At 68.0% G+C, this 6,637-nt stretch carries 7 protein-coding genes; all 7 read left to right on the top strand.

What is annotated here, in order from left to right; translation table 11 throughout:
• Window positions 1–52 precede the first annotated feature (52 nt).
• The 7 genes from ACXJKM_RS28360 to ACXJKM_RS28330 all read left to right on the top strand — a co-directional run bounded on the left by ACXJKM_RS28360 (window position 53) and on the right by ACXJKM_RS28330 (window position 6,635).
• The gene (locus tag ACXJKM_RS28360; RefSeq protein ID WP_056195624.1) at window positions 53–1,651 is read left to right on the top strand and encodes a DUF4178 domain-containing protein; all 1,599 of its coding nucleotides are present in this window, start codon (window positions 53–55) and stop codon (window positions 1,649–1,651) included.
• 22 nt (window positions 1,652–1,673) lie between these two features.
• Window positions 1,674–1,895: a DUF350 domain-containing protein gene (locus ACXJKM_RS28355; RefSeq protein WP_457356416.1), complete on the top strand. Its 222-nt coding sequence runs from the start codon at window positions 1,674–1,676 to the stop codon at window positions 1,893–1,895.
• Between the two features lie 354 nt (window positions 1,896–2,249).
• Window positions 2,250–3,278: a M48 family metallopeptidase gene (locus tag ACXJKM_RS28350; protein WP_457356415.1), complete on the top strand. Its 1,029-nt coding sequence runs from the start codon at window positions 2,250–2,252 to the stop codon at window positions 3,276–3,278.
• A gap of 142 nt (window positions 3,279–3,420) precedes the next feature.
• Window positions 3,421–3,768 carry a YciI family protein gene (locus ACXJKM_RS28345; RefSeq protein ID WP_056195621.1) on the top strand — a complete coding sequence of 116 codons (348 nt, stop codon included), beginning with the start codon at window positions 3,421–3,423 and terminating at the stop codon, window positions 3,766–3,768.
• A gap of 52 nt (window positions 3,769–3,820) precedes the next feature.
• Window positions 3,821–4,765, top strand: a complete 945-nt coding sequence (locus ACXJKM_RS28340; RefSeq protein ID WP_162247759.1) for a TolB family protein — start codon at window positions 3,821–3,823, stop codon at window positions 4,763–4,765.
• Window positions 4,762–6,318 carry a polyamine aminopropyltransferase gene (locus tag ACXJKM_RS28335; protein ID WP_457356414.1) on the top strand — a complete coding sequence of 519 codons (1,557 nt, stop codon included), beginning with the start codon at window positions 4,762–4,764 and terminating at the stop codon, window positions 6,316–6,318. Before ACXJKM_RS28340 ends, ACXJKM_RS28335 begins: the two co-directional genes overlap by 4 nt.
• A 59-nt stretch (window positions 6,319–6,377) precedes the next feature.
• Window positions 6,378–6,635, top strand: a complete 258-nt coding sequence (locus tag ACXJKM_RS28330; protein ID WP_056195613.1) for a hypothetical protein — start codon at window positions 6,378–6,380, stop codon at window positions 6,633–6,635.
• Window positions 6,636–6,637: the final 2 nt, after the last annotated feature.

The following is a 6,637-nucleotide window of genomic DNA, read 5'->3' as shown; positions in this document are numbered from 1 at the left end:
CGGTACGCCTTGATTGGCCCCGGGCGGATGGCCTTCGCGGCCTACTTCCGTAGTGTCCACAGGCCCTCAGGCGCCAGCCGCCCAGCGTCGCTGGCGCGCCGCCTGCCCCAACTGCGGCGCGCCGGTCGAGTTCGCGAGCGCGGCTTCTGCGAGTGCCGTCTGCGGCTTCTGCCGCAGCACCTTGCTGCGCGACGGTGAGGCGCTGAGCCAGATCGGCCAGAGCGCCGAGATCTTCGAAGACTATTCACCGCTGCAGCTCGGCACGACCGGCCGCTGGATGGGCCGCAGCTTTGCCGTCGTCGGCCGCGTGCAGCGTGGCTCGGAGCTGGGCAACTGGAACGAATGGCATCTGTTCTTCGACACCGGTGCCGACGCACCCCGCGTGGCCTGGCTCAGCGAGGACAACGGCCAGTTCGTCCTCAGCCTGGAAGCGCCACTCGCTGAAGCTCCGCCCGAAGCCCCCGCCCTCGGCCAGCCGCTGACGCTGGCCGGCCAGCGCTGGCAGGTGGCCGCCATCGTCGAGGCGGCGCTGCGTGCGGCCGAAGGCGAGCTGCCACGGCCGCCCAAGCCGGGCCGCGTCATCGAGCTGCGCAACGACAAGGGCGAGGTCGGCAGCCTGGAATACCGCGACGGCCAGCCACCGGTCTGGTCCGTTGGCCGCAATGTGCTTCTCGCCGACATGGCCTTGCAGGGCCTGCGCACCACGGCCGAGGGCGAGTCGGTCGCGGAAGCCAAGTTCAAGGGCCGGGCCATCGCCTGCCCGAGCTGCGGCGCACCACTGGAGCCCAAGCTCACGCAGACCAAGAGCATGGTCTGCGCCCAGTGCAATGCCGTCGTCGACTTGCCGGAGGGCGAATCCAAGGCCCTGGGCTTCACCCCGCAGGATCGCGGCCTGCCGCCGCTGATTCCGCTGGGCCGCACCGGCACGCTGGCCGTTGACGGCGGCAAGCCCGAAGCCTGGCAGGTCGTGGGCTACCAGGAGCGCTGCGACATCCCCGAGGACGCCGACGACGAGCAGAGCTTCTGGCGCGAATACCTGCTCTACAACCGGCTGGCGGGCTTTGCCTTCCTAGTCGACACCCGCGAGGGCTGGAGCCTGGTGCGCACCCTCACCGGCGCGCCCACCTCGGGCCGCGGCGGCGTCAGCTGGCAGGGGCGCGACTATGCGCAGCGCTGGGTTTACGGCGCCAAGACGACCCATGTACTGGGCGAGTTCTACTGGCCCGTGCGGCTGGAAGACCGCGTCCAGGTCACCGACTACATCACCCGCGACGGCCAATTCCTGCTGAGCCGCGAGCAGCAGGGCCCCGAGATCACCTGGAGCGGCGGCAGCCCGGTGCCGGCCGACACCGTGAAGACGGCCTTCAACCTGGTGGCACCGGCCGTCCAGTTCGCACGTGACACTTCCGCCTTCAAGAGCGGCGGCAACCTGCTGCGCAACATCATCATCGCCCTGTTCGTCATCGTGCTGTTGTTCGCGCTGATGCGCGCCTGCTCCAGCGACGACTGCCAGCAGTACAAGAACAGCTTCGGCGAGAACAGCAATGAGTACCGCCAGTGCCGCGCCAGTTCGCGCGGCAGCGGCGCCTATATCGGCAACAGCGGCGGCAGCTACGGCGGCTACAGCAGCGGTGGCGGCGGCCACAAATGAACTCAACTCATTGGAGAGCACCATGACCCTCGACTGGCTCAAGCCCGAAATCGTCCTCGGCTCCATGATGTACGCCATCATCGGCGTCGTCATCTTCTGGRTCTSCTTCGTSATCGTCGACAAGATCACGCCCTACAAGCTGTGGGAAGAGATCGTCGAGCACAAGAACATCGCGCTGGCCATCGTCGTTGGCGCGATGTGCATTTCCATCGGCAACATCGTCGCGGCGGCCATCCACGGCTGAAGCCGTCCATCCTGCCCTGCACGCAGCCTGTCGCACGGCGCCTCCGGGTGCGGTGAGCGTCGCCACAATCGCGCGCCGCTTCAAATCAGGAGGCCTTGATGAAGACATGGTTGACCGCAGCCACCCTGGCGCTCAGCCTCACGCTGGCCCACGCCGCAGACGATGCCGCGCAGGCCCAAGCTCAAGCTCAGAAGGCCGATGCCACCGCCCAGGCCTCGGGCTTCAAGATCCGCCCCGTCGACGATGCCTGGCGCGCCGCCCTGCCGCGCGATGCCGAGGCCGCCACCCAGGCCTATATGGACCGGCTGCCCGCCGACGTGGTCGCCAAGTCCGATGCCTACTACACCGGCGGCTATGAGCGGGCGCCGCGCGGCGCGCCTGCGCGACCGGGCCCTGCGCGTCGGCGGCGGGCCGGTGCGGCGCGACATGCTGTTCGGCGCGACCTATGTGCTCGCCTCGGCCGTCATCACCCTGCCACTGGCCCTCTACAGCGGCTGGTGGCGCGAACAGGCCTATGGCATGTCGACGCAGACCCTGCTGGCCTGGCTGGGCGAGGCGGCTCTCTCACAAGGCCTCGACATGCTGATGATGGGCATCGTTGTCGCCGGGCTGTACGCCGTGATCCGTCGTGCCGGCGAGCGCTGGTGGATCTGGGGCACAGCCGCTGGCATTGCCGCCCTCATCGTGCTGATCGCCATCTCGCCCGTCCTCATCCAGCCGCTCTTCAACACCTACAAGCCGGTCGAGGACGGCCCCGTCAAGACGGCCGTGCTGCAGATGGCCCACGCCAACGGCGTGCCGGTGGACAACGTCTACGTCTTCGACGCCTCCCGGCAGACGACGCGCATCAGCGCCAATGTGTCCGGCATGCTGGGCTCGGCCGCCGTGCGACTGAACGACAACCTGCTGCGCCGCACCTCCGAGGCCGAGATCCGCGCCGTCATGAGCCATGAGCTGGGCCACTATGTGATGAACCACATGGCCAAGAACATCGCGATGCTGACGCCGCTGCTCTTCGTCGGCTTCGCCGTCGCGGCCTGGGCCATGAAGCGCCTGCTGGCGCGCTTTGCCACCGCCACCGGCGTGAGTCGCATCGACGACGTGGCCGGCCTGCCGATGCTGGTGGCCGTGTTCTCGATCTTCTTCACGCTCGCCATGCCCATCAACCACACCATCACCCGCGTCCAGGAGATCGAGGCCGACCGCTTCGGCCTGAACCTGTCGCGCGAGCCGCACGGCTTTGCCGAGGCGCAGCTGCGACTGGTGGAGTACCGCAAGGCCGACGCCGGTGCGCTGGAGGAGTTCGTGTTCTTCCACCACCCGACCACGCGCAACCGCATCCTGGATGCGATGCGCTACCGCGAAGCGATGGGCACGCCGTGACGTGAAGCCCTCGTCCAAGGAGTACCTTGGCCGGTCTCCCGAGGGGACGGCGATGCTTGCGGTATTGAACCGCAAGCACATCGCCAGCGCGGGCCGGCCAGATGAACTGGAGTCGGATGGCCTCAATACAAAGACAACTGCAATGCCATCGACCCATGACTTCGCCGCACTGACCGCCAACGCCCTCGAGGACTGGACGCTGTTCGCCATCCGCTTTCACGACAAGCCAGGCGCCGGCGAATTGCGGCGCCAACTGCTGCAGGCTCATCTGGAATGGGTAGCCGCGAACGCCGCCCAGGTGCGTGCAGCCGGCTCACTGCGCGAATCACCTGAGGCAACACCAGTTGGCGGCCTGTGGGTGGTGCGTGCACCGGACAAGGCCGCCGTCGAGGCGCTGATCGCGACCGACCCCTTCACCACCGGCGGCCTGCGCGCCGGCTGGGACATCTATTACTGGAGCAAGGCCCTGCCTCAGCCGGTTTCTTTCTAGCGCGATGGATGGGCGAAACTCGCGGCCCGCCGAACGACCGCACAGGCCAGCCATGAAACTCTCCGTCCGCCACCTCGCCACGGCCATGTTCCTCGCCATCGCCCTGCCCGTTTCGGCCGCCGATGCACCACCCGACGTGGCCATCTTCGTCGCACGGCTCGACGTCGCCACGGGCAAGGTCAGCGACACCCGCAACATCACGCCCGGCAAGGGCAACAACTTCCAGCCGGCCTTCACCCACGACGGCTCGGCCGTCGTCTACACCTCGGGCCGCACCGGTTCAAACAACATCTACCGCCACGACCTTGCCAAGGGCACGACCGTGGCCGTCACCGCGACGACCGAGAACCTCTACTCGCCGACGCCGCTGGTCGACGGCAACGGCTTCTCGGCCATCCGCGTCGTCACCGCCGATCCGGCCTACGGCATCGAGGTCAACGAGCCGTCCCTGTGGCTGTTCGGCTGGGACGGCAAGCCCGTCGCACCCGTGGTACCGACCAAGCGCATCGGCTACCACGCCTGGGTCAACCCCGACCAGTTGGCCGCCTTCATCGTCGACGACGTGCCGGAGCGCAACAACCACCGGGCTGTGCTCATCAGCCGCACCACCGGCCAGCAGACGCTGCTGACCGCCAAGCCCGGCCGGTCGCTGGGCCGCACGGCCGACGGCAAGCGCGCCCTCTTCGTCGACCAGACCGACCCGGCCCACTGGCGCATCTGTGCGATGGGCGCAGCTGACAAGGCGCCGCAGGTGCTGGTGGAGACGCCCGTCGGCCCGGAGGGCGAAAAAGACGCCAACCGCAGCCAGTACTTCGTGGCCCTGCCCGATGGCTCGATGCTGATGGCGCGCGGCAATCTGCTGCTGCGCTGGGATGGCAAGCTGGGCGGCAGCTTCCAGGCCTTTGCCGAACTCGCCGACCTGGGCGGCGCCATCCGCAACATCGCCGCCAGCCCGGACGGCAAGCGGCTGGCCTTCTCGGTGCTGCTCAAGCCGTGACCGAGCAGCAGTCCACCGCTCGCGCTTCACTGGCCGAGCTGCTGCTGCTCGCCAGCGTCTTCGTCATCGCCGCCTGCGGCCTGGTCTACGAGCTGGCGGCCGGCGCGCTGGCCAGCTATCTGCTTGGCGACTCGGTGCTGCAGTTCTCCACCGTCATCGGCGTCTATCTCTTCGCCATGGGCCTGGGCTCCTGGCTGTCGCGCTTCGTGGAGCGCCAGCTCGTCGGCGTCTTCCTGCAGGTGGAGCTGCTCGTTGGCGTCATCGGCGGCCTGATGCCGGCGGGCCTGTTCGCCGTGCACAGCCTGCTGCCGCCGGGCGAAGGTGCGGCCTTCAAGACCCTGCTCTACGCGCTGGTGCTGCTSGTCGGCRYCCTGGTSGGGCTGGAGATCCCGCTCGTSATGCGCATCCTGAAGCGCCACTTCAGCGCTCGCAATGGCCTGAAAGACCTGGTCTCGCAGGTGCTGACCTTCGACTACCTTGGCGCCCTGCTGGTCGCGCTGGCTTTCCCGCTGGTGCTGGTGCCTCAGCTCGGCCTGGTGCGCACGGGCATCGCCTTCGGCCTGCTGAACGTGGCCGTCGCGGTCTGGGCACTGTGGATCTTTCGCGCCGAGCTGCGCGCGCGCCGCAGCCAGGCCATCGCCTGCGGGCTGTCGGCCGTGCTGCTGCTGGCCGCCCTGCTCGGCGCCGATGCGCTGACGCGCTGGTCCGAGGAACGCTTCTACGGCGAGCACATCGTCTTCAAGCAGAGCAGCGCCTACCAGCGCATCGTCGTCACCGATGGCGGCGGCGGCACGCGGCTCTTCCTCAACGGCAACCTGCAATTCCACTCGCGCGACGAGTACCGCTATCACGAGGCCCTCGTGCATCCCGCCATGGCGGCCCAGGGGGCCCCGAAGCGCGTGCTGGTGCTCGGCGGCGGCGACGGCATGGCCGTGCGCGAGATCCTGAAGTACTCGAGCGTCGAGCAGGTGACGCTGGTGGAGCTGGACCCATTGATGACCGGCCTGTTCACGACCAACCCCAAGCTCGCGGCGCTCAACGGCCATTCGCTGTCGTCGCCCAAGCTGCGCATCGTCAATGCCGATGCCTTCGGCTGGCTGGAACAGCACGCCGAGGTTTTCGACGTCATCGTCATCGACTTCCCCGACCCGTCCAATTTCGCCCTCGGCAAGCTCTACACGGCCAGCTTCTACGAGCTCGTCGACCAGCACCTCAGCGCCGCCGGTTACGCSGTCGTGCAGACCACCTCGCCGCTGATCGCGCGGCGCAGTTTCTGGACCGTCGTCACGACACTGGAATCGGTCGGACTTACCGCCACGCCCTACCACGCGCATGTGCCGAGCTTTGGCGAATGGGGCTTTGTGCTGGCCTCGCGGCGGCCCTTCCGGCAGCCAGCGGCCTTCCCGCCCGGCCTGCGCTTCCTCAGCCCGCAGAGCCTGCCCGCCCTCCTCGACTTTCCGCCCGACATGGCGCGCGTACCGACCGAGGTGAATCGCCTCAGCAACCAGGTGCTGGTGCAAGAGTTTGAAACCGAGTGGGGCCAGGTTCACTAGGCGCGCCTTTTGCCGGAAGATCGGCTCGCCGGCAAAAGACGCTGGCGCAGGAGCCACCCATGCAGACTGCCACCCTGAAGCCCGAAGCCCTGGCCCAGGTCGACCTGCCCTCGACGCCGCCCGGCACCGATGCCAGGAATATTGACAGCATCTATGACAACCTCGTCCACGGCGTCGGCCACGAGCATGTGACCGAAGCCAATGTCGAAGCGCTGATGCAGCGCGCCGCGGCCGACCACCACCCGGTATTGGCCGAAGAGCTGCGCGAATGGCGCTCAAACAGTGATGGCGACGATGTGAAGCCCGTGGCGAGCTGACG

The organism is Roseateles sp. P5_D6, from assembly GCF_054049415.1.
This window is presented reverse-complemented; position numbering and strand designations above follow the sequence as displayed.

Excerpts from the sequence above, each read along its gene's own strand:
- ACXJKM_RS28345 (WP_056195621.1), top strand. The coding sequence starts at position 3,421 with ATGCCATCGACCCATGACTTCGCCGCACTGACCGCCAACGCCCTCGAG.
- ACXJKM_RS28350 (WP_457356415.1), top strand. The coding sequence starts at position 2,250 with ATGAGCGGGCGCCGCGCGGCGCGCCTGCGCGACCGGGCCCTGCGCGTC.
- ACXJKM_RS28340 (WP_162247759.1), top strand. The coding sequence starts at position 3,821 with ATGAAACTCTCCGTCCGCCACCTCGCCACGGCCATGTTCCTCGCCATC.
- ACXJKM_RS28330 (WP_056195613.1), top strand. The coding sequence starts at position 6,378 with ATGCAGACTGCCACCCTGAAGCCCGAAGCCCTGGCCCAGGTCGACCTG.